A 19,782-nucleotide genomic window follows, 5' to 3' on the forward strand; every position below is an offset into this window, starting at 1 on the left:
TTGACAAGACCAACAAGAGGAAGCGGACATGTTTGAGCTGTCTGACAAGGCAAAAAAACTGCAGGCGCAGTTGAACGAGTTCATGGATGCGCACATCTATCCGAACGAGCACAAGCACCATGAACAGGTCGAGCAGGCCGAGAACCGCTGGGCGCCGGTGCCGATCATCGAGGAACTGAAGGTCAAGGCCAGGGCCGAGGGCCTGTGGAACCTGTTCCTGCCGGAGAGCGAGTACGGCGCCGGCCTGACCAACTTCGAATACGCCCACCTGTGCGAAATCATGGGGCGTTCGGAAATGGCACCGGAAGTATTCAACTGCTCAGCGCCGGACACCGGCAACATGGAAACCATCGCCCGCTATGGCAACGCCGAGCAGCAGGAACAGTGGCTGAAACCCCTGCTGGCCGGCGAGATCCGCTCCTGTTTCTCCATGACCGAGCCGGATGTCGCGTCCTCCGACGCCACCAACGTTGCCTGCGAGATCCGCCGCGAGGGCGATGAGTACGTGATCAACGGCAAGAAATGGTGGTCCTCCGGTGCCATGACGACCACCAGCAAGATCGCCATTGTCATGGGCAAGACCGACCCGACGGCGGAAAAGCACAAGCAGCAGTCGATGATCCTGGTGCCGCTGGACGCGCCTGGCGTGAAGATGATCCGGCCGCTGACGGTGTTCGGCTACGACCACGCGCCTCACGGCCATGCCGAGATCCATTATGAGAACGTCCGCGTGCCGGCCAGCAACATGTTGCTGGGAGAAGGGCGGGGTTTCGAGATCGCCCAGGGCCGTCTCGGGCCGGGCCGCATCCACCATTGCATGCGCACCATCGGCGTGGCCGAGCGGGCGCTGGAGCTGATGTGCAAGCGCGCCAACGAACGCGAAGCTTTCGGCAAGCCGCTGTCGAGCTTTGATTCCATTCGCAAGGACATCGCCCGCAGCCGCATCGAGATTGAACAGGCCCGCCTGATGACCCTGAAGGCGGCCCACATGATGGACACCGTGGGCAACAAGGTGGCCCGCCAGGAGATTGCCATGATCAAGGTGATTGCCCCGAGCATGGCGCTGAAGGTAATCGACCGGGCCATCCAGGTGCACGGCGGTGCCGGTGTCAGTCAGGACACCTTCCTGGCAGCGGCCTGGGCCAAGGTGCGGACGTTGCGGCTGGCGGACGGGCCGGACGAGGTACACCTGGATTCGGTGGCCAAGCTGGAACTTCGCCAGTACCGCTGATTTGAATCATGGCCGCTGTTCACGTGTGTCGCGAGTTTTGAGTATGAGGATCTTGTTATGAACAACCCGCTTTTTGACATGACCGGCAAGGTTGCCCTGATTACCGGCTCCACCAAGGGTATTGGCCGTTCCATTGCGGAAGAAATGGCGCGCCTGGGCGCGAAAGTCGTCATCTCCAGCCGCAAGGCCGACGCCTGCGAGCAGGTGGCCAACGAGCTGAAGGAGCAGGGCTTCGAGGCTCTCGCCATTCCCTGCCATGTCGGTAAGAAAGAAGACCTTCAGAACCTGGTCGAGAAAACCAACGCAACCTGGGGTGCCATCGACGTACTGGTGTGCAACGCAGCCACCAACCCGGTCTACGGCCCGACGTCCGAAATGACCGACGAGGCCTGGGACAAGATCATGGACACCAACGTCAAGGGGACCTTCTGGCTCACCAACATGGTGCTGCCGCAGATGGCTGAGAAAGGCGAAGGCGCCGTGGTACTGCTGTCCAGTATCGCCGGTATCCGGGGCAACACCACCATCGGTACCTACGGCGTGTCCAAGGCCGCGGAAGCGGCGCTGGCCCGGAACCTTGCGGTTGAGTGGGGCCCGAAAGGCGTCCGCATCAACAGCATCGCCCCCGGCCTGATCAAGACCGACTTCGCCAAGGCGCTCTGGGAAGACCCTGTCCGGGTTAAGCGCGCGGAAGACAAGACTCCGCTTCGAAGAATCGGCGATCCGGTCGACATCGCCGGGCTGGCGGTGTTTTTGTCCACCAAGGCCAGTGCCTATATCACTGGTCAGGTGATCGTCGCCGATGGTGGGGAAACCATTTGTTGAGGCAGGTCCTTGTGAGTGGCGGTGGGCCGGCGAGTGGGTTGCCTTTCTTCCGGAAAAAAGAACTCGCTGCGCTCAGACACCTTTGTTCCCTGCAGAAAGGCAACCCACCCGTCGTCCGCTGAAACCGTTGCGGGCTGCGGTACACAAAGAGTTAAAGAAGGCTGAGACGATGAGTATTGAGCCGGAGTTGGTGGACGTTCTGCCAGCACACAAGTTCGACGAGTCCAGGCTGTTGGTTTGGCTGCAAAAAGAGTTGCCAGAGATTGGTAACCGACTGGACGTCAAACAATTTCAGGGCGGTCAGTCCAACCCCACGTTCCTGCTGGACACCGACAGTGGCCGTTATGTCCTGCGCAAGAAACCGCCCGGGAAAACCTTGCCCTCCGCCCACATGGTCGAGCGCGAGTACAAGGTAATGCGTGCTCTGTCGGAGCATACCACCGTGCCAGTGCCAAAGGTTCGGGTGCTGTGTGAGAACAGCGATGTCATTGGTACCCCGTTCTACGTCATGGACTACATGGAAGGCCGGATTGTCAGCCATTCGGCCCTTCGGGCGCTGGACCGTCATGAACGACTGCCGGCCCACCTCTCCGCCATCGACACTCTGGCAAAGCTGCATTCGGTGGATGTCAACGCCGTCGGCCTCGGTGATTTTGGCCGGCCCGAGGGTTACGTGGCCCGGCAGGTGTCGCGCTGGACCAAGCAATACCTGGCCTCCAAGACCGATGACATGCCAGCCATGGACAAACTGATGGCGTGGCTGCCGGAGAACCTGCCGTCCAGCGACGAGTGCGCCATCGCCCATGGGGATTACCGGTTTGGCAACCTGATGCTGGCGCCGGATAAGCCCGAGGTGATCGCGATCCTGGACTGGGAACTGTCCACCCTGGGGCATCCACTGGCGGATCTGGCCTATTACTGCCTGCCTTATTACCTGCCATCGGATTTGGAAGGCATGCGAGGGCTGCAAGGGGAGGACCTGGAGGCGCTGGGGATTCCCAACGAACAGGAAACCATCGCCCGATACTGCGCCCGGACCGGACGTGACGGCATTGATGACTGGCATGTGTATCTGGCGTTCTCGCTGTTCCGTCTGGCCGCCATCCTGCAAGGTGTCTACAAGCGTGCCCTGGATGGTAACGCCGCCAATGCCAACGCCCTGGACGTCGGTAAACGCGCCAGCCTGCTCGCTCAGGTGGGCTGGAAGATCGCCAGCGAAGGAGCAAAGTCATGACGGGTCCCATCGTTCAACGCATCCTGATCACCAACGACGACGGCATCAACGCCCCCGGGCTGGCGGTGTTGGAGGCCATTGCCAACAACCTGGCCGAAGAGGTCTGGGTGGTGGCGCCGGAGCATGATCGCAGTGGCGCCGGCCAGAGCATCTCCATCCACGATCCGCTGCGGGTTTACGAAACCGGTCCGAGGCGCTTTGCGGTGTCCGGCACCCCGGCGGATTGTGTGCTCTATTCCCTGGCCAAGTGGTTCGAGGAGAGTCCACCGGACCTGGTGCTTTCCGGCGTCAACTGCGGGGCCAATATCAGTGATTCGGTGCAGTACTCCGGCACGGTCGGTGCGGTGCTCAGTGCCGTGCACATGGACATTCCGGCCATCGCCCTGAGTCAGGCGTTTCTGTCCCGCGAGGGTATCCAGTGGGACCCGGTCCGGCGTTTTGGCGAGGCCGTTGTCCGCAAACTCTTTCAGCCGGACCAGGTGCGGGCCTGGAACGTCAATTTCCCCGCCTGCGAGGCCACGGCTATTACCCGGGCTCACTGGTGCCGCCAGTCCACCGGCTCCATTCAGCGCGCCCGGCTCATGGCCGGACGGGACGCCCGGAGCCTGCCCTACTGGTGGCTCGGCTTTGATCGCAACTCCCGCCACATCGTTGCGCCGGACGCCGACGTGACCGTGCTGCGGAACCAGGCCATCGCCATTACCCCCCTACGACACGAAGACCCCCTGCCCGGGGGCGTCAACGAATTCGATCTGTCCGCATTGGCGGCTGACTGATTAAAACCTGGAGAACAACAATGATGTTCACGCGCCATTACAAGGTCTGGCCCCACGAACTGCCCAAGACCATGACCCTTCCGAAGACCAGTGTGTTCACCAATCTGGAGATCTCGGCCCAACGGTTTCCGGACCACACGGCGATCATTTTCTACGATGCACCGATCACCTACCGTCGGCTGCTGGATGAGGTCGAGGCCATGGCGGGCTACCTGCAGGCCCAGGGCGTCAAGAAGGGTGACCGGGTGCTGCTGTACATGCAGAACTCGCCCCAGTACGTCATTTCCTACTACGCCATTCTCCGTGCGGATGCCGTGGTGATTCCGGTCAACCCGATGAACCGGGCTGCTGAACTGGAGCATTACATCGCCGATACGGGGGCTTCCGTGTGCCTCGCCGGCCAGGAGCTGGCCGGATTTATTTCGCCGTTGCTGTCGGAAACCGATCTTGAACAGGTGGTGGTGGCGTCCTACAGCGCCTACATCAAGCCGGATACCGATCTGGACCTGCCGGCGGAAGTGGCGGCGCCGGTGTGGTCCAAAGATCTTCCCGGCATGGTGAGCTGGGAAACGGCCATGGCCGCCCACCACACGCCGGCGCCCCATACGGCGACGCCGGATGACCTGGCGGTCATTCCCTACAGCTCCGGAACCACCGGTGCGCCCAAGGGCTGCATGCACACCCACCGGTCGGTGATGGCCACGGCCGTACATCGGGTGTTCTGGAATCTGAGCACCCCGGACAGCGTGCAGCTGGCGACCCTGCCGTTCTTCCACGTGACGGGCATGACCGGCTCCATGAACGGTCCCATTTACAGCGGTTCGACGTCCGTGATCATGACCCGCTGGGAGCGCACCACGGCGGCGCGACTCATTGAGCGGTACAGCGTCACTGGCTGGACCAACATTGTGACCATGGCGGTGGACTTCCTGTCCAATCCGGACATCGGCAAGTACGACCTTTCCAGCCTCAACATGATCGGGGGCGGTGGCGCCGCCATGCCGGTTGCAGTGGCTGAAAAGCTGAAAGCGATGACCGGGCTGGACTACATCGAAGGCTATGGCCTGTCCGAGACCATGGCGGCTACCCACATCAATCCGAACGCCAATCCCAAACCCCAGTGTCTGGGAATCCCGGTGTTCGACGTGGACAGCCGCATCATCGATGTGGAAACCCTGGAAGAAAAGGCCCCGGGCGAGACCGGCGAGATTGTCTCCTGTGGCCCCCAGGTCACGATCGGCTACTGGAACCGGCCGGCGGAGACCGAGGCGGCCTTTGTGGAAATCGACGGCAAACGCTTCTTCCGCACCGGAGATCTGGGTTACTACGACGAGGATGGCTATTTCTTCATGGTCGATCGCGTCAAGCGCATGATCAACGCCTCGGGCTTCAAGGTCTGGCCGTCCGAGGTGGAAGGTCTCATGTACCGGCACCCGGCCATCCACGAGGTCTGCATCATTTCCTCGCCCGATCCCAAGCGGGGCGAGACCGTGAAGGCCTGCATCGTGCTGACCCCGGAAGCGGACGGCAAGACCACGGTCGAGGACATCACCGGCTGGTGCAAGGAGCAGATGGCCGCCTACAAGGTGCCCACGCTGGTCGAGTTCGTGGAGACGCTCCCAAAGTCGCCCACCGGTAAATTGATGTGGCGCGCCCTTCAGGAAGAAGAGTGGAAGAAAAATGCCTAGAAATATTTAAAATCGATACCTAAGATTCGCACTGCGAAACATGATTTTAAATAATTGACAATTGAGACGATCAATGTAATTGTTTCAATCAAGCCGCAGGGCCGCCATGCCCTGCAGACTTTAGCCTCAAAGATTTCCGATAAAAACAACCAACGGAGGGGCAGAATTGAACCTTTTCCTGCAGCAAGTCATCAACGGGTTAACCCTGGGGAGCATCTACGGTCTCGTAGCCCTGGGGCTGACCCTGGTCTACGGAATACTCCACATTCCGAACTTTGCACACGGCGCGCTCTACATGGTCGGTGCATTCATGTCCTACTTCTTCATGGTCGACCTCGGTGTCCATTACTGGCTTGCCATGGCAGGGTCTGCGGCCGTCATCGCCTTGCTGGGCATTGTCTGTGAGCGACTGGTGTTCCACCCCCTGAGGCACTCGCCACCAATCCACGACAAGATCGCCGCGATCGGCATTCTGTTGTTCCTGGAGGCGCTGGTGCAGATGTTCTGGGGCGCCGATTTCCGCCGCATGAGCTCGCCCTTCACCGGCATCATGAATTTTGACGGTCTGATCATTCCGGAGCAGCGCCTGCTCATCATCGTCGCTGCCTTTGTGCTGGTGTTTGCGCTGCAGATGTTCCTGCGCAAGACCATGACCGGCGCCACCATTATCGCCATGGCCCAGAGCCGGGAAGGCGCATTCCTGGTCGGTATCGACGCCAACCGGGTGGCGATGATGACGTTCGCGATATCCGGTGCCCTGGCCGCGGTGGCAGCCACCCTGTATGCCCCCATCAACCTGGTGTACCCGGCCATGGGGCATCTGGTGATCATGAAAGCCTTCGTGATCATCATCCTTGGCGGCATGGGCAGCATTCCCGGCGCCATTGTCGGCGGCATGATCATCGGTTTTGCCGAGGCGTTTGGCGGCTTCTACATCTCCACCGCCTACAAGGACATTATCGCCTTCGGCCTGCTGGTACTGATTCTCTCCATACGCCCACAGGGCCTGTTCGCAAAGGGGGCGCACTGACCATGTTGTTCAAGCTTGGAGCCATGTTAATGACACCGGGCGCGAAACTGGCACTGCTGGTTTTTGCGATCGTGTTTCCATTTCTCGCCAGTAACGAGTACCAGGTCTATGTGATGGCGTCGGCCTTCGTCTGGGCTATTGCGGTATACGGCCTGAACATCATTACCGGTTTCTGCGGTCAGCTGAACCTGGCCCACGGTGGCTTCTTCGCCATCGGTGCCTACACCCTGGGCCTGCTGACCGCGGATGCCGGCTGGAGTTTCTGGCCTGCCTTTGTGGCCGCCCTGGTGGTGACCGCCGTCCTGGGATTTTTCGTGGGCATCGTGTCCCTGCGTCTGAAAGAGCATTACTTCGCCATTTTCACGCTGTGTGTGGGGTTCATCATCTACCTGCTGATCGACAAGTGGGAGGAGTTGACCCATGGGCCTATCGGGGTACGTGACATTGCCGAACCCTATGGCTTTGGCTTGGTGGACTTCACCGAAACCACCCCCTTCTATTACCTGGTGCTGGCGTTTCTGGTGTTCGCGATCTGGTTCATGGGGCGGCTTTCCCGTTCCCTGTTGGGGCGTACCTTCATCGCCATCCGTAACGGCGATGAGCTGGCCCAGTCCCTGGGTATCAACCTGATGCGCAACAAGGTGCTGGCATTCGTGTTGTCCACCACCTACGCCGGTCTGGCCGGTGCACTCTACGCCGGGATGGTCCGGTTCATCGGGCCGGAAGAGGCCAACATCGTGCACACCTTCGACATGATCACCTACCTGCTGGTTGGCGGTATCGGCACCATCACCGGGCCACTGCTGGGGACCGTCGGTATCGTCTGGATCACCCAGTCGCTGCAGTTCCTGGAAGAGTACCGGATGATTATCTTCGGTCCGCTGCTGGTGCTGCTGGTGATCTTCTTCCCGCGGGGCATCACCGGCTCGTTCCTGACCTGGATGCATCGCAAGGCCCAGAGCGTTGCGCCGGAGAAGAAGCGCACCGAGAGCAAGGTGACCACAACCCGGACCCGGGAGGCCGAGAACAATGCTTAAGGTAGAGCACCTGACCAAGATGTTTGGCGGCCTGGCCGCGGTAAACGATGTGTCCGTGGAATTCGAGGCGGGCAAGATCAACGCGATCATCGGGCCCAACGGCGCCGGCAAGAGCACGTTCTTCAATCTGATCTCCGGGCTGCATCAACCCACGTCCGGCCGGATTCTGCTGGATGGCGAGGATGTGACCCGCATGCCCTGCGACCAGGTCGCGCGGCTCGGTGTCGGCCGGACCTTCCAGACCACCAACCTGTTCGAACAGGCAACTGTTCTGGACAACCTCATTGTTGGCCATCGCCTGCGGACGAAATCCGGGCTCTGGGACGTGCTGATCAACAGCCAGCGGCTGCAGCGCGAAGAGAAGGCGGCCCGGGACAAGGCCATGGAAGCGCTGGACTTCGTCGGGCTGACCAACGTAGCCGGCAAGTTCATCGCGGACATCACCCAGGAAGAGCGCAAGCGGGTGGCCTTCGCCCTGGCGTTGGCTACCGACCCGAAGATTGTGCTTCTGGATGAGCCGGCCGCCGGGATCAACCCGGAGGAGACCGAAGGTTTTGCCACGCTCATGCGCAAGATGGTGGATAACGGCCTGACCGTGTGCCTGATCGAACACAAGATGGACATGATCATGAGCCTTGCGGACAAGATCATGGTGCTGGACCACGGCGAGAAGATTGCCGAGGGCACAGCCGAGGAGGTCCGTAATAATCCGGTGGTGATCGAGGCCTACCTGGGAGGGGATGAAGATGCTGCAGCTTAATCACGTGGATGTCTGCTACGGCAGCTTCAAGGCCCTGACCGACATCTCCATGACTGTGGAAACCGGCGAGTTGGTGGTTCTGCTGGGCGCCAACGGGGCCGGCAAGACCACCCTGTTCAACGGCATCAGCGGACTGGTCAAGCCCGCCGCCGGCGAGATCAGGTTCGAGGACAAGAAACTCAACGGCATGAAGGCCAGCGCCATTGTGTCCAGCGGGGTGGTGCAGTGCGCCGAAGGTCGCAAGCTGTTTCCACAGATGACCGTCCAGCAGAACCTGATGATGGGCGCCTATGTCCATCGGGGTGACCGGCAGGGCAACCGGAAGCGTCTGAATGAGGTGCTTGAGCTGTTCCCGATCCTCGAGGACAAGGCCCAGCAGCCGGCCGGCTCCCTGTCCGGGGGGCAGCAACAGATGGTCGCCATTGGCCGCGCCATGATGAGTCGTCCGCGGCTTTTGATGCTGGACGAGCCCTCGCTCGGTCTGGCGCCGCTGGTGGTCAAGCAGATGTTCGAGACCATCCGGCAGATCAACAGCCTGGGTACTACGGTGCTGCTGGCTGAACAGAACGCCTTTGCGGCCCTCAAGATCGCCCACCGGGCCTACGTCATGGAGAACGGGCACCTCGTCATGGAGGGTGACCGCGAGGCCATGCTAGGCAACGAGCAGGTCCGTAAGGCATATATCGGGGCCTGACGGCTCCGGCAAGTGAATTTCGACGAGCACAATCAACCAGGAGACAACAATGAAAACAGCAAAGACACTGGGGAAAACGGTTGCAGCGGCGACCCTTGGTATGAGCCTCACCGCCGGCGCCATGGCGGGTGAAGTCAACATTGGATTCACCGGCCCGCTGAGCGGTGGCGCCGCCCTGTACGGTGAGAACACCCTGTCCGGTCTGCGTATGGCCGCGGAAGAAATCAACGCCGCCGGCGGTTTCGACCTCAACGGGGAAAAAACCACCATCAATCTGGTCTCCCTGGACGACCGCTATTCCCCGGCCCAGGCGGCCACCAACGCCAAGCGCCTGAAGCAGGAATCGAACGTGCCGGCGATCTTTATCCCGCATTCCGGGGGTGTGTTTGCGTTGCAGGACTTCAATGAGAAGGACAATTTCCTGATCATGGCCTACACCAGCGTGCCGACCGTGACCGAAAAGGGGAATGCCCTGACCATACGAATCCCGCCGACCTTTGATGGCTATGTCCGGGCGTTCACGGACTATGCCCTGGAAAACCTGGGTACCTCCCTGGGCATGGCCGGTGCGACCCATGAGTATGCCAAGATCTGGGCCTCCATGATTGAAAAGGAGTGGACCTCCAAGGGCGGTACAGTGGTGGCCAACAACCCGATGGACTACAACAAGTCCGCCGACTTCTTCACCGGCGTGAGCCGGATCATTGCCGAGGACCCGGACGTGATGTTCGTCGGTGGTGCCTCCGAGCCGACCGGTCTGGTGGTTCAGCAGGCCCGACAGATGGGCTTCCAGGGCGGTTTCATCGTCATGGATCAAGCCAAGATTGACGAGGTCGCCAATGTCGCTGGCGGGCTGGAGATGGTTGAAGGTGCGGTTGGCGTGGTGCCCCTGAGCGTCTATGAGACCGAGGCCGCCCAGGACTTCATCAAGCGCTACGAGGCCGAATACGGCAAGACCCCGGGATCGGAAGCCGCCTACAACTACCTGGCCCTGCACGGGCTGGTGGAAGCGATGGATGCCACCGAGTCGACCGATCCAAAGGTGATCCGCGCCGCCATGGGTGATGCCCTGAAGAACATGCCCACTCGCAAGAACCCGTATGAGGTGACCAACGTGACCGACAAGGGCGGTTTTGTCACGGATACCACGCTGGCCGTGGTAAAAGATGGCAAGATTGTTCAGGAAGAGATCGAGTAAACGTCACTGTGTTAAACAGGGGGCAGGCCACCAATGGCCTGCCCCTTTTTTTGGTAGGTGAGGCGCTCTATGAAACTGAAAGACTCTGTCGCCATCGTGACCGGATCCTCGTCAGGAATTGGAGCCGCAGTGGCTCGATTATTTGCCGAGCATGGCTGTCATGTGGTGATCAACTTCAGTCGGAACGAGACTGGTGCACGCGCCGTGGCCTCGGACTGTGAACAGTATGGTGTAAAAGCGCTGGTGTGCCGGGCCGATGTGTCAGAGGATGCAGACTGTCGTGCCCTTGTGGACGAAACCCTGGCGCAGTTTGGTCGTATAGACATCCTGGTCAACAACGCAGGAACCACGAAGTTCTGTAACCACGGTGACCTTGAGGGCCTGGACAAGCGGGATTTTCTGGACCTCTATGCGATTAATACCGTGGGACCGTTCCAGATGACCCGGGCAGCTGAGACCGCGCTTCGAGCAAACGGGTCCGGCCACATCATCAATATGGCCTCCATCGCCGGACTGGCAGGAATTGGCAGTTCAATTGCGTACGCGGCCTCCAAGGGCGCGCTGATCACCATGACCCGATCGCTCGCCCGCGTGATGGGTCCGGAAGTGCGGGTGAATGCTGTATGTCCGGGCTTTGTTCAGGGCGAGTGGCTGAAAAAGGGGCTGGGCGAAGACAAATATGACGCGTTGCTGGCCAAAACCAAAGGCGCCGCACCGCTGAACGATACCGCTTCCCCGGAATCAGTGGCCGATGTGTGTCTCGGGCTTATCGTAGGGGGGGATCTGACCACCGGCGAGACCCTGCTGATCGACGGTGGAGCGCACCTGGGCATGGCTCCGGTACGAAGATAAAACAGGGCATCGCAGCAGGCAAAGTGAGCAGAAAATGACTGAAAAACCAAGCATCCTGATTGTTGGCGCCGGCGCCATCGGTAGCTTCTATGGGGCCATCCTCAAAAAGGCCGGATGTCCGGTCGACACCGTCTTGCGCTCCGAGTACGAAGTGGTGAGGGAAAAGGGTATCCGGATCACCAGCCCCTTGGGGGACCTGTCTTTCCGGCCGGATCATGTATACCGTGACGGTGGTACGCCGGAGGTCTGGCCGGACTACCTCATTCTGTGTGTGAAAGTGTTACCCGGCGTCAACCGGGCCGAACTGGTCAAGCCCTGGATGGGGCCGAACACCCGCCTGGTATTGATCGAAAATGGTCTGGGCATCGAGCAGGAGCTGGCGGAGGCGTTCCCTGAGAATCCCATCATCAGCTGTCTGGCCTTTATTGCCGCTAGTCGGACGGAACCGGGAGTTGTTGAGCACAAGGCCTATGGCAAACTGGTTATGGGGACTTACCCCCGGGGCATCGACGAGCATTGCCGGACCCTGTCGGAGCTGTTCATCGAAGGTGGGATCAAGGTGGATGTGACAGAAGCTGTGGTGGGCGAACGCTGGCGCAAATGTCTGTGGAATACCCCATTCAATCCTTTGTCGGTGATTGCCAACGGTGCTGACACGAAAACCATTCTGGATACCGACGGCGGAGAGGCGCTGATTCGGGCCATGATCGGCGAAGTGATGGCCGTGGCCGCAGCGGAAGGTTACCCCATGGACGAGTCGCTGATTGATCAGAACATTGACGGTACCCGCAAGATGCCGCCCTACAGGAACAGCATGGCGCTGGATTACCTCAACGATCGCCCCATCGAGCGGGATGCCGTGCTGGGCAATGTGGTGGCCATTGCCGAGCGTCAAGGCATTGCCGTTCCACACCTGAATACCGTGTTGGTCACGCTGAAGATGCGGGCGGCACTGGAAGGCCGGGCCTGAGGGCCCGGTCAACCGGTCAGATCACGTACATCACCAGGTTTTCTGCGACGCACGCGGGCTTGTCCTCGCCCTTGATCTCTACCGTGGTGAGGTAGCTGGCCATATAACGGTGCTCATCCACCTGGTTGACGTCGAGCAGCTGGACCTTGGTGCGGATATCCGATCCGGACTTAACCGCAGACGGAAACCGCAACTTGTTCAGGCCATAGTTGATGGTTGCCGTGGGCCCGGTCACCTTGAGAGCCTGCGGGTTCAGCCGCGATATCAATGACACGGTCAGATAGCCATGGGCAATCGGACTTTTCCAGGGGGATTCCTTCTTCGCCCGTTCGATATCGATGTGAATCCACTGATGGTCGCCAGTGGCGTCAGCAAACGCTTCAATCATCTCCTGGGTGACGGTCAACCAGGGGCTGTGACTGACAAGAGTGCCTTTTTTATCAGCCAGTTCGTCCAATTTGACTTCAATCATCTGTTTTCCCCTTAAACCGCGTAGCCCGGGTTCTTGCTGTCGAGCAGGCGCAACAGCGCGGGCCAGGTGAGCTTCGCGGCCGCGCCCAGATTTTTCGATTGCTCGGCGGTGGTCTGCACCGCCTGTTCCGACGGCATCCAGGTGGGCCCACAGCTCTGCGCCTTGACCTGGATCTCACAGGCTTTCATCAGGAAGTACAGGTAGGTGAAGGTCTCCGGCACCGACTCACCGGCGGTCAGAACGCCGTGGTTGCGCAACAGCATCATCGACTTGTCGCCCAGATCCCGGATCAGCCGCTCGCGCTCGTCCAGATTCAGGGCCACCCCTTCGTAATCGTGGTAACTGAGGTGGTCCAGGCACAGCATGGCAGTCTGGCTCAGGGGGAGCAGGCCGTCCCGGTGGGCCGACACGGCCACGCCATCGGCGGCGTGCAGGTGCATCACCGCGCCGGCGTCCGCCCGTCCCATGTGCACGGCACTGTGGATGGTGAAACCGGCCGGATTGACCCGGCCCAGGCCACCCGCGGCCACCACCTGGCCATCGCGGTCCACCTTCACCAGCGACGAGGCGGTGATTTCGTGGAACAGCAGGCCGTAGGGGTTGATCAGGAAATGATGGTCAGGACCGGGCACCCGGGCCGACAGGTGGGTGAAGACCAGGTCGTCCCAGCCGAACAGCGCCACCAGCCGATAAGCGGCTGCCAGTTCCGTGCGCACCTGCCATTCGGCCTTGTTCAGCGACTCGGTGTTGGTGTGTTGGGCGTCTGTTGTCATTGTGATCACCTCGATTGGTGCAGAACCAAAAAAAGGGGGTGGCCTGAAGGGCACCCCCGAACACGACCTCTGACTGGAAGGAGAGAGGCCCCAGGCTCACTGGTGAAGGGGGTCAGCTGGCCTGCAACAGGCCCGCGTACCGCTCCAGGTGGAAATCGTCATCGCCCAGTTGGTGGTTGATCATGATCAGCCGCTTGGCGTAATGGGCAAAGTTGTATTCCCAGGTCATGCCGATGCCGCCGTGGGACTGGATGCCGTTCTCGGAGATGAACTGGCCGCTGCGGCCAATCACGTTCTTCGCGGCGGCCAGAATCCGGCGCCGCTCGTCACTCTGCTCTGCATCGGCCACGCTGGCGGCCAGGATGGCCATGGAACGGGCCTGTTCCAGCTCCGACATCATGTCCACCATGCGGTGCTGCAGAACCTGGAACTTACCAATGGGCACACCGAACTGCTTGCGTTGCTTGAGGTAGTCCAGGGTCAGTTCGTTGGCCATCTCCATAACGCCAACGGCTTCGGCACACACGGCCGCAATGGCGCGACCGCTCTGGTACTCGATGATCTCGCCGGCCCCGCCTTCGCCGCCCAACAGGGCATCGGCGCCCACCTCGACGTTATTCAGGGTGATGTCGCAGCCCTTTGAGCCATCGATCGTGGGATAGGTCCGGCGCTCGACGCCGGCCAGCTCCGGACTGAGTGCGAACAGGCTGATGCCGTCGGTATCGCGGCTGTCACCGGAGGTGCGGGCGGACACCAGGATCAGATCGGCACAGTGGCCGCCGATCACCACGGCTTTGCGGCCGTTGAGTACGTAGCCGTCGCCGGACTTTTCAGCGCGGGTTGCCACGTCTTTCAGATTGTAGAAGCTTTGTGGCTCCTGCAGGGCCACGGCGGCCTTGAGTTCGCCGCTGGCGATGCCGGTCAGCCATCGCTCTTTCTGGCTATCGTTGCCGGCGTGATCAATCAGGCCGCCGCCGAGGATCACGGACTGCATGTACGGTTCCAGGCACAGGCCGCGACCGAGCTCAGTCATTACCGACTGAACCTCCACGCCACCACCGCCGAACCCACCGAGCTCCTCGGCAAAAGGCACGGCCGTCAGACCCAGCTCGCTCAGTTGGGTCCAGAAGGCCTCGCTGAACCCGGCGTCGGTTTCGCTGAACTCCAGGCGCTTTTCAAAACTGTATTCACCGCGCACCAGGCGGGCCACGGTGTCCTGCAGCATCTGCTGCTCTTCATTCAGTCGGAAATCCATGGTCGCCTCCTTAAAGCCCGAGAATCATTTTCGACACGATGTTTTTCTGGATCTCGTTGGATCCGCCGAAAATCGACAGCTTGCGGTTATTGAAGTACTGGGCGGTCAGCGGGGCGGCGTTCTCGTCTGACAGGAAGTCGCCGTCGTACTCGTAGTCCAGTTCCTCTTCGACGAAGGGGATCGCGTAGGGGCCGATCGCGCGTCGTGCCAGGTCATTGATGGACTGACGGATCTCGGTCCCCTTGACCTTGAGCATGGAGCTTTCGGCGCCCGGCACGCCACCACCCTCGACCGAGGCGATAATGCGCAGGTTGCTGATGGCCGCCGCGGTCAGGTCAATCTCGACTTTGGCAATGCGCTGGCTGAAGGAAGGATCCTCGATCAGCGGTCGGCCATTCTTGATGCGACGGGAGGCCAGCTGTTTCAGGTGTGACAACGCCGCCTTGGACATGCCGATGCCGGCCAGTCCGGTGCGTTCGTAGGTAAGCAGGAACTTGGCATAGGTCCAGCCCTTGTCCTCTTCGCCCACCAGGTTTTCCACCGGCACCTTCACGTCTTCGAAGAACACCTCGTTCACTTCGTGTTCACCGTCCAGCGTGATGATCGGACGTACGGTGATGCCCGGGGTATCCATATCGATCAGCAAAAACGAGATGCCTTCCTGGGCCTTCACCTCGGTATTGGTGCGGACCAGGCAGAAAATCATGTTGGCGTGCTGGCCCAGCGTCGTCCAGGTCTTCTGGCCGTTAACAATGTAGTGATCGCCTTCGCGCACGGCACGGGTTTTCAGCGAGGCAAGGTCAGAACCGGCGCCCGGCTCAGAGTAACCCTGGCACCACCAGTCTTCGCCGCTGAGGATGCGGGGCAGGTAGCGCTGCTTCTGCTCCTCGTTGCCGAACTTGATGATGACCGGTGCCACCATGTTGACCCCGAATGGAATGGAACGGGGTACGCCGTAGCGGCAGGACTCTTCATCCCAGATGTGTTTCTGGACCGGCGTCCATTTAACGCCGCCGTACTCTTCCGGCCAGTGGGTGGCGTACCAGCCCTGGGCATTGAGGATTTTCTGCCACCGCAGATGGTCGTCTTTGGTCAGGCGGCGAAAACCTTTCACTTTGGCGGCAATATCCGCCGGCAGCTTCTCATCCAGGAACGCGCGCACTTCATTTCGGAAGGCAAGTTCCTCGGCCGTGTAGTTCATGTTCATGAGATAACCTCGTTTGCATTACAGCGAAAATATATACCGCATAGCAGAATTACTCAATGATCCTTCAATAATTCGCCCCGTGTCAACGATAATGAAATTATGAAACGCTAGGTAACCATTGCTTTCATAAAAAAATATTAAATGCGGGTTGATGGTGTAAATGCGTTTGTCTATAGTCGCTAACACGGAAGCTGGTACCGCTATGCGGAAATCTAAATATAAAAAATACCGCAGTGCGAAACTGAAAGGTTGAAAGTGCGTCCCGCTGTACCGGCGCCGGAGAGTTCAATAACAAAGACACAATCAACTCCGTCAGAGGTTAGTTATGACAACAAGAACACCCTTCAAACCCCGTCCGCTTACCCGTGCCATGGCCCTCGCCAGCCTGCCACTGATCACGTTTGCGTCCGCTGGCGTCTCCGCCCAGAGCAACGCCGAGCTGGACCAGCTGCGGGAACGTGTGCAGATGCTCGAGAGCAAGCTGGAAGGCGCGGTTTCCACCGCTCCGGAGGCGAGCGAAGACAATCCCTACATCCTGCGCGAAGGCGACGGCCTGAAAATCGGTGGTACCACCATCTCGTTCGGCGGTTTTATCAAGGCCGACATGATGTATGGCTCCAACGGCAACGGTCAGCGCAACACCTACTCCGTCGGGCTGCCCCGCACCTTCGCGTCCGCGGCCGCGACCGACAACGACTGGAAGGTCGGGTTCAGTGCCCGGGAATCCCGTTTCAGTTTTGGTACCTCCACTGAAGGCGTGGCCGGGCATCAACTGCGCACTTACCTCGAGATGGACTTCCAGCAGGGTATTGGTGCACCCGGCAACGAGGTGGTCTCCAACAGCTACTCACCGCGCCTGCGTCAGGCCTACGGCAACTGGAATGGCTGGGAGTTCGGCCAGACCTACACCACCTTTACCGACCTCGCGGCGATGCCGGAAATCCTGAATCAGGGCAAGCAGGCCGCCTTCATTTACGTGACCCAGCCGATGATTCGCTACAACATGGCCGTTCCCGGCGGCAAGCTGATGATGGCCCTGGAAAACCCGGAAGACGGGTTCGGCACCAACTCCTATGACGATCAGTCGTATCCGGACCTCACCGCCCGCTACCAGGTTCGAGGCAAGCACGGGTTCTACTCGGTTGCAGGTCTGCTGCGCAACCTGGAGGACGACGCCTCCGGTGAGTCTGAGCTGGCCGGTGCCGTTTCCGTCAGTGCCCGCATTCCGACCATTGGCAAGGACGACATCCGTCTGCAGTACAGCTACGGCGCGCTGGGTCGCTACATGGGGCTGTTCACCTACCCTGATGTGGATCTCGTGGCCCAGGCCGGTGGCGAGGTGAAGGCACTGGATACCTACGGAGCGACCGCGGCTTACCGCCATTTCTGGTCGCCGGCATGGCGCTCCACGGTGACCGTGTCCCACACCGAAATCGTGGACGATCTGACTGCACCGCCGGCGGGAACCCTGAGCTACTTCGACTCCTCCACTTCGGCTCATGTGAACCTGCTTTGGTCCGCGCATTCCAACCTGACCCTGGGCCTGGAGTACGCCTACTGGGACTTCGGCGAGATTGCCGGCAGTGGCAGCAATCAGTACGAGCAGGTGATGGCATCTGCGAAGCTGAGTTTCTGAGTGCGGTAGGAACCACCTGAGTTGAGTTAACGCAAATCTCGCTTTGCATCTTCAGCCCCGGCAACGTCCCCCGTGCCGGGGCTTTTTTGTGCCCGGACGGCGGTGCCTGACAGGTAGTTCCGGTTGTCGGTTCGCTGGTCAGAAAGTGAGCTATAGTAATGAGTGCTTCGTAAATGTCGGTGTGACCAAGGATGGCGGTCTGGTCTAAGCGAGCACCAGAGTTAAGGATCAGGAGGTCCGCGATGAACCGAAGAGGTTGGCACTGTTGTCTGTTGCCCCTTGCCGTGGGTTTCATGACCCAGGGAACACACGGCCAGGATCTGAGCATCAGCGAAGATGAGTACGCCGCGCCGGCGAACCCATATTCCCCCTACGTCGACGATCACTTCCCCCAAAATGTCTATTTTGGTGATACCCATCTGCACACCGCCTGGTCCGCCGACGCTGGCATGGGCGGAGCAAAACCGGGTCCGGACGTGGCCTACCGCGCCGCGCGCGGTGAGGTGGTCCAAAGCCAGACTGCGGGCCCGTTCAAGCTGATTCGACCCCTGGATTTCGTGGTCGTCGCTGATCACGCCGAGAATCTGGGGCTATCGGATTACCTGGAACGCGGTGATCCGCTCGTGCGCCGCACCGAAGGTGGCGAGCGCTGGTACCAGATGTTTAAGGCCGGGGATGGTTACGATGCGTTCATCGAATGGATCGCGGCCAACGGGCGTGGTGAGGACATGATCAAGAGTCCGGAGATGGTGGCTGCGGTCTGGCAAAAGGTGATCGACAATGCCGAGCATTATTATGAACCGGGCGTCTTCACCACCTTTATCGGCTACGAATGGACCTCCGGCCCGGACGGAAACAACCTGCACCGGAACGTCATCTTCCGGGACGGCGCCGACCGGACTCGTCAGGTCGTGCCTTTTTCCGCACTGGACAGCGACGATCCCGAAGACCTCTGGGACTACCTCGAGGCCTATGAAAAGGACACGGGAGGCCAGGTGCTGGCCATTCCCCACAACGGCAACCTGTCCAACGGCATGATGTTTATGCTGGAAACCTTCGACGGTGATGCGTTCGACGAAGCCTACGCCCGGCGCCGCGCAAATTTTGAGCCGGTGGTCGAAGTGACCCAGCCCAAGGGCACAGGGGAAACCCACCCTTTCCTGTCACCGGACGATGCCTTTGCCGACCACGAAATTATCGACACCTCCAACCTGGCCGGTTCCGCGGCCAAGGAGCAGGAGATGCTCCGCACCGAATACGCCCGTTCCGCGTTGAAGTTAGGGCTCGCCGAAGCCGAACGTTTGGGCGTGAATCCCTTCAAGTTCGGCATGATCGGTGCGACCGATGCCCACAACGCCCTGCCTTCGACCCGGGAGGAGAACTGGTTCGGCAAGGCCTACATCGTCGAACCCTCGCCCCACCGTAAGGAAGGCGTGCTGATCGAAAGCACTGTGGATCCGAAGCTGTCCATTTACGACATTGACCTGGGGGCCTCTGGCCTGGCCGGGGTCTGGGCCACGGAAAACACCCGGGAAGCCATCTGGGATGCTTTCGCCCGGCGCGAGGTATTCGCCACTTCCGGCAGCCGGCTCCGCGTGCGGGTGTTCGGGGGCTGGGATTTCCAGCCGGAAGAGGTGCTGCGCCCAGACTTCGCCGATGCCGGCTATTCGCGGGGCGTACCCATGGGGGGCGATCTGCGGCCGGCGCCCGAAGGCACGGATGCACCAACCTTCATGGTCCGCGCCCTGCGGGATCCGGACGGTGCCAACCTCGACCGGATTCAGATGATCAAGGGCTGGGTTGATGACAACGGTGATACCCAGGAGAAAATCTGGGATGTCGCCTGTGCCGGACGCGAGATCGTGGACGGCGGCTGCAACGGAGACGTCGGCAATACGGTGAACGTTGCCAGCGCCAGCTACACCAACGATATCGGCAGCGCCGTGCTGGCCGGTCACTGGACCGACCCCGAGTTCGATCCGGACCAGCGCGCCTTCTATTACGTGCGCGTCCTGGAGATCCCGACACCCCGCTGGACGGCCTACGACGCGAAGTACTTCCAGATTGAGATGCCGGAAGGCACGCCTATGGAGGTGATCGACCGCGCCTACACCTCACCCATCTGGTACGGACCGGAGGGCTGA

At 60.4% G+C, this 19,782-nt stretch carries 18 protein-coding genes; 14 read left to right on the forward strand and 4 right to left on the reverse strand.

What is annotated here, in order from left to right; genetic code table 11:
* Window positions 1-28 precede the first annotated feature (28 nt).
* From K0B93_RS13310 to K0B93_RS13365, 12 genes are all read left to right on the forward strand, one after another.
* A complete protein-coding gene (locus K0B93_RS13310) occupies window positions 29-1,231 on the forward strand; it encodes an acyl-CoA dehydrogenase family protein (protein ID WP_219867666.1) in 1,203 nt (400 codons plus the stop codon).
* Between the two features lie 57 nt (window positions 1,232-1,288).
* Window positions 1,289-2,056 (forward strand): SDR family NAD(P)-dependent oxidoreductase, encoded by a 768-nt coding sequence (locus K0B93_RS13315; RefSeq protein ID WP_219867667.1) that lies wholly within the window; start codon window positions 1,289-1,291, stop codon window positions 2,054-2,056.
* A 169-nt stretch (window positions 2,057-2,225) separates the two neighbouring features.
* Complete coding sequence (locus tag K0B93_RS13320; protein WP_219867668.1) at window positions 2,226-3,290, forward strand: phosphotransferase; 1,065 nt, start codon at window positions 2,226-2,228, stop codon at window positions 3,288-3,290.
* Window positions 3,287-4,066, forward strand: coding sequence for a 5'/3'-nucleotidase SurE (gene surE / locus K0B93_RS13325; RefSeq protein ID WP_219867669.1), 780 nt, complete (start codon window positions 3,287-3,289; stop codon window positions 4,064-4,066). The genes K0B93_RS13320 and surE overlap by 4 nt, the downstream gene beginning before the upstream one ends.
* Before the next feature lie 23 nt (window positions 4,067-4,089).
* Window positions 4,090-5,754: a long-chain fatty acid--CoA ligase gene (locus K0B93_RS13330; protein WP_219868130.1), complete on the forward strand. Its 1,665-nt coding sequence runs from the start codon at window positions 4,090-4,092 to the stop codon at window positions 5,752-5,754.
* A 166-nt stretch (window positions 5,755-5,920) separates the two neighbouring features.
* Complete coding sequence (locus K0B93_RS13335) at window positions 5,921-6,784, forward strand: branched-chain amino acid ABC transporter permease (RefSeq protein WP_219867670.1); 864 nt, start codon at window positions 5,921-5,923, stop codon at window positions 6,782-6,784.
* 2 nt (window positions 6,785-6,786) lie between these two features.
* Window positions 6,787-7,821: a branched-chain amino acid ABC transporter permease gene (locus tag K0B93_RS13340; RefSeq protein WP_219867671.1), complete on the forward strand. Its 1,035-nt coding sequence runs from the start codon at window positions 6,787-6,789 to the stop codon at window positions 7,819-7,821.
* Window positions 7,814-8,581, forward strand: a complete 768-nt coding sequence (locus tag K0B93_RS13345; protein ID WP_219867672.1) for an ABC transporter ATP-binding protein — start codon at window positions 7,814-7,816, stop codon at window positions 8,579-8,581. The genes K0B93_RS13340 and K0B93_RS13345 overlap by 8 nt, the downstream gene beginning before the upstream one ends.
* On the forward strand, window positions 8,568-9,275 hold the full coding sequence (locus K0B93_RS13350) for an ABC transporter ATP-binding protein (RefSeq protein WP_219867673.1): 708 nt from the start codon (window positions 8,568-8,570) through the stop codon (window positions 9,273-9,275). The genes K0B93_RS13345 and K0B93_RS13350 overlap by 14 nt, the downstream gene beginning before the upstream one ends.
* Before the next feature lie 49 nt (window positions 9,276-9,324).
* The gene (locus K0B93_RS13355; RefSeq protein WP_219867674.1) at window positions 9,325-10,473 is read left to right on the forward strand and encodes an ABC transporter substrate-binding protein; all 1,149 of its coding nucleotides are present in this window, start codon (window positions 9,325-9,327) and stop codon (window positions 10,471-10,473) included.
* A 69-nt stretch (window positions 10,474-10,542) separates the two neighbouring features.
* Window positions 10,543-11,325: an SDR family NAD(P)-dependent oxidoreductase gene (locus K0B93_RS13360; protein WP_219867675.1), complete on the forward strand. Its 783-nt coding sequence runs from the start codon at window positions 10,543-10,545 to the stop codon at window positions 11,323-11,325.
* A 34-nt stretch (window positions 11,326-11,359) separates the two neighbouring features.
* The gene (locus K0B93_RS13365; protein ID WP_219867676.1) at window positions 11,360-12,295 is read left to right on the forward strand and encodes a ketopantoate reductase family protein; all 936 of its coding nucleotides are present in this window, start codon (window positions 11,360-11,362) and stop codon (window positions 12,293-12,295) included.
* A gap of 16 nt (window positions 12,296-12,311) precedes the next feature.
* Here K0B93_RS13365 and K0B93_RS13370 read toward each other — a convergent pair whose 3' ends face one another.
* The 4 genes from K0B93_RS13370 to K0B93_RS13385 all read right to left on the reverse strand — a co-directional run bounded on the left by K0B93_RS13370 (window position 12,312) and on the right by K0B93_RS13385 (window position 16,002).
* Window positions 12,312-12,767, reverse strand: a complete 456-nt coding sequence (locus K0B93_RS13370; RefSeq protein ID WP_219867677.1) for a MaoC family dehydratase — start codon at window positions 12,765-12,767, stop codon at window positions 12,312-12,314.
* An 11-nt stretch (window positions 12,768-12,778) separates the two neighbouring features.
* Window positions 12,779-13,540: a class II aldolase/adducin family protein gene (locus K0B93_RS13375; protein WP_219867678.1), complete on the reverse strand. Its 762-nt coding sequence runs from the start codon at window positions 13,538-13,540 to the stop codon at window positions 12,779-12,781.
* A gap of 112 nt (window positions 13,541-13,652) precedes the next feature.
* Window positions 13,653-14,795 carry an acyl-CoA dehydrogenase family protein gene (locus tag K0B93_RS13380; RefSeq protein WP_219867679.1) on the reverse strand — a complete coding sequence of 381 codons (1,143 nt, stop codon included), beginning with the start codon at window positions 14,793-14,795 and terminating at the stop codon, window positions 13,653-13,655.
* Window positions 14,796-14,805: 10 nt separating this feature from the next.
* Complete coding sequence (locus K0B93_RS13385; protein WP_219867680.1) at window positions 14,806-16,002, reverse strand: acyl-CoA dehydrogenase family protein; 1,197 nt, start codon at window positions 16,000-16,002, stop codon at window positions 14,806-14,808.
* Window positions 16,003-16,327: 325 nt separating this feature from the next.
* Here K0B93_RS13385 and K0B93_RS13390 point away from each other — a divergent pair, with 325 nt between their 5' ends.
* Together K0B93_RS13390 and K0B93_RS13395 are read left to right on the forward strand one after the other, a co-directional pair.
* Window positions 16,328-17,638 (forward strand): DcaP family trimeric outer membrane transporter, encoded by a 1,311-nt coding sequence (locus K0B93_RS13390; RefSeq protein ID WP_219867681.1) that lies wholly within the window; start codon window positions 16,328-16,330, stop codon window positions 17,636-17,638.
* Window positions 17,639-17,880: 242 nt separating this feature from the next.
* A complete protein-coding gene (locus K0B93_RS13395) occupies window positions 17,881-19,782 on the forward strand; it encodes a DUF3604 domain-containing protein (RefSeq protein WP_228743372.1) in 1,902 nt (633 codons plus the stop codon).

The sequence above is a fragment of the Marinobacter sp. F4218 genome, from assembly GCF_019443085.1.
Taxonomy (GTDB): Bacteria; Pseudomonadota; Gammaproteobacteria; order Pseudomonadales; family Oleiphilaceae; genus Marinobacter; species Marinobacter albus.

What these genes read in the sequence shown, in the direction of transcription:
- K0B93_RS13310 (WP_219867666.1), top strand. Translation starts at nt 29, where the DNA reads ATGTTTGAGCTGTCTGACAAGGCAAAAAAACTGCAGGCGCAGTTGAAC.
- K0B93_RS13315 (WP_219867667.1), top strand. Translation starts at nt 1,289, where the DNA reads ATGAACAACCCGCTTTTTGACATGACCGGCAAGGTTGCCCTGATTACC.
- K0B93_RS13320 (WP_219867668.1), top strand. Translation starts at nt 2,226, where the DNA reads ATGAGTATTGAGCCGGAGTTGGTGGACGTTCTGCCAGCACACAAGTTC.
- surE (WP_219867669.1), top strand. Translation starts at nt 3,287, where the DNA reads ATGACGGGTCCCATCGTTCAACGCATCCTGATCACCAACGACGACGGC.
- K0B93_RS13330 (WP_219868130.1), top strand. Translation starts at nt 4,090, where the DNA reads ATGTTCACGCGCCATTACAAGGTCTGGCCCCACGAACTGCCCAAGACC.
- K0B93_RS13340 (WP_219867671.1), top strand. Translation starts at nt 6,787, where the DNA reads ATGTTGTTCAAGCTTGGAGCCATGTTAATGACACCGGGCGCGAAACTG.
- K0B93_RS13345 (WP_219867672.1), top strand. Translation starts at nt 7,814, where the DNA reads ATGCTTAAGGTAGAGCACCTGACCAAGATGTTTGGCGGCCTGGCCGCG.
- K0B93_RS13350 (WP_219867673.1), top strand. Translation starts at nt 8,568, where the DNA reads ATGCTGCAGCTTAATCACGTGGATGTCTGCTACGGCAGCTTCAAGGCC.
- K0B93_RS13355 (WP_219867674.1), top strand. Translation starts at nt 9,325, where the DNA reads ATGAAAACAGCAAAGACACTGGGGAAAACGGTTGCAGCGGCGACCCTT.
- K0B93_RS13360 (WP_219867675.1), top strand. Translation starts at nt 10,543, where the DNA reads ATGAAACTGAAAGACTCTGTCGCCATCGTGACCGGATCCTCGTCAGGA.
- K0B93_RS13365 (WP_219867676.1), top strand. Translation starts at nt 11,360, where the DNA reads ATGACTGAAAAACCAAGCATCCTGATTGTTGGCGCCGGCGCCATCGGT.
- K0B93_RS13370 (WP_219867677.1), bottom strand. Translation starts at nt 12,767, where the DNA reads ATGATTGAAGTCAAATTGGACGAACTGGCTGATAAAAAAGGCACTCTT.
- K0B93_RS13375 (WP_219867678.1), bottom strand. Translation starts at nt 13,540, where the DNA reads ATGACAACAGACGCCCAACACACCAACACCGAGTCGCTGAACAAGGCC.
- K0B93_RS13380 (WP_219867679.1), bottom strand. Translation starts at nt 14,795, where the DNA reads ATGGATTTCCGACTGAATGAAGAGCAGCAGATGCTGCAGGACACCGTG.
- K0B93_RS13385 (WP_219867680.1), bottom strand. Translation starts at nt 16,002, where the DNA reads ATGAACATGAACTACACGGCCGAGGAACTTGCCTTCCGAAATGAAGTG.
- K0B93_RS13390 (WP_219867681.1), top strand. Translation starts at nt 16,328, where the DNA reads ATGACAACAAGAACACCCTTCAAACCCCGTCCGCTTACCCGTGCCATG.
- K0B93_RS13395 (WP_228743372.1), top strand. Translation starts at nt 17,881, where the DNA reads ATGAACCGAAGAGGTTGGCACTGTTGTCTGTTGCCCCTTGCCGTGGGT.